The organism is Streptomyces sp. NPDC054796 (assembly GCF_053611545.1).
Window position 1 is genome coordinate 1 of sequence record NZ_JBSHAO010000177.1, and the last position, 1,269, is coordinate 1,269.

Sequence of the window (1,269 nt, forward strand, 5' to 3'; positions counted from 1 at the left end):
CCGCTCGTCCGTGCCCTCCGATGGTTGCGCTGAGCGCAGGGCCCACCTGAGGGGTTCCGGTGGGAGGGGTCAGCCGCGCCGTCGCGGTGTAGGGGGCGGTTCCGGGGGGGGGGGGGGGCCGAACGGCCCCGCCCCCGCCCCCTTGTGTCCCTGTCCTGCCCCGGTGCCGGAGCGGAGACTGCGGATGGGCCCGGCCCCTCGGGTGGACGTCCGTCGTCCCGGTCCGTGACAGGTCCTCCGGCACCGGACCACCAGCGGAGAAGCGACCACAAGACCACTGGAGGAGACTCATGGAACCCACACGCCCGGACCGTACGAGTCCTTCGGAGACACCGTCCCTCCACGGGCGGGTGGTCGTCGGCTTCGACGGCTCCCCCCACGCCGAACTCGCCTTGGAGCGTGCGGCCGAGGAGGCCGCGCGCAGGCACACGTCCCTGGAGATCCTGTGCGGCTGGCCCTGGCCCCGGCACACCGACGAACAGGCGAAGGACGTACCCGAGAGCCAGAACTCGCTCTACCACGTGACGCGTCGGCATCTGGACCAGGCGGCCGAGCGGGCACGCACGCGTGCGCCGGGACTGGCCGTGATCCCCTCCGTGACCTCCGAGTCGGCCGCCGAGGCCCTGGTGCGCTGCGGTTCCACCGCTTCCCTGACGGTGGTGGGCACACGGGGGTACGGGGGCTTCGCCGGTCTTTTGCTGGGATCGGTGAGCCTGCGGGTCGCCGCGCACTGCGAGACGCCCCTGATGGTCGTGGGAGAGCGGCCCGAGTACTCCAGGGGGACGGTGCTGTTGGGGGTCGAACCCGGTTCAGGACTCGACACGCTGGCCTTCGGGTTCGAGGAGGCCGGGCGGCGCGGGGCGAGCCTGTGCGTGCTCCATGCCTGGCAGTACCCGGCCTCCTACGACGCCGCGCAGCCGACCACCACGAACCTGCGTCAGGAGGCGGTGGAACGGGCGGCCGAGGAGGCGGCGGCAGTACCCGCGAACGCCGTCGCGGCGCTGCGCGCGAAGTACCCCGACGTTCCCGTCCGTACGGCGCCCCGCTGCGGTCCCGCCGGGGGTGTCCTCGTCGAGGAGAGCCGGGAGGCCGATGTCGTGGTGCTGGGGGTGCGCAGGGCACGGCACCGGCTGGGCCTCCAGCTGGGGCCCGTCACCCACGCGCTGCTGCACCACTCGCACTGCCCGGTGGTCCTGGTCCCGGAGGGCTGAGCCGGGCTGAGACGTGTGGCCCGCCGCCTTCGTCGGCTCCGGTCACCACCGTCGGCTC

At 73.6% G+C, this 1,269-nt stretch carries 1 protein-coding gene; it reads left to right on the top strand.

What is annotated here, in order from left to right:
* Positions 1-290 precede the first annotated feature (290 nt).
* A complete protein-coding gene (locus ACWGJ2_RS40500) occupies positions 291-1,211 on the top strand; it encodes a universal stress protein (protein ID WP_453351428.1) in 921 nt (306 codons plus the stop codon).
* Positions 1,212-1,269: the final 58 nt, after the last annotated feature.

Bases quoted from the DNA above. Each gene is read 5' to 3' on its own strand.
- ACWGJ2_RS40500 (WP_453351428.1), top strand. From the start codon at position 291: ATGGAACCCACACGCCCGGACCGTACGAGTCCTTCGGAGACACCGTCC.